The sequence below is a fragment of the Isoptericola croceus genome, assembly GCF_029382255.1.
In the GTDB taxonomy this organism is placed as follows: Bacteria; Actinomycetota; Actinomycetes; order Actinomycetales; family Cellulomonadaceae; genus Isoptericola; species Isoptericola croceus.
Map to the genome: position 1 here is coordinate 1 of NZ_JARLLG010000485.1, position 256 is coordinate 256.

Consider the following 256-nt stretch of genomic DNA (forward strand, 5'->3'; position numbering starts at 1 on the left):
GCTGGACCACGTTCCGAATCACCTACCCGAAGGAGGTTGATCACAAGGGCCGATTCACGCTGCTTTGCAATGTCCTCAAAGACTTCAACGTCTCCATTGAGCGCACGCAGGACTTCGTGGTGTTGAAATCCAGCCCTACTGAACATACCGTCTGGAACTGGATCGACCCTCCTGACAAATCTTCGTCCCTGGACGAGCTGACCGACGACGACTACGTCCATCTTCCGTTTTCCGTTAGGTATCAGCTCGAAGTCTG

The 256-nt window shown here is 53.5% G+C and carries 1 protein-coding gene; it reads left to right on the forward strand.

Going from position 1 to position 256, the window contains the following annotated elements; translation table 11 throughout:
* Positions 1 to 256 (forward strand): hypothetical protein (locus PZC42_RS24950; RefSeq protein WP_277214320.1); only part of this gene is annotated, 256 nt, incomplete at both ends.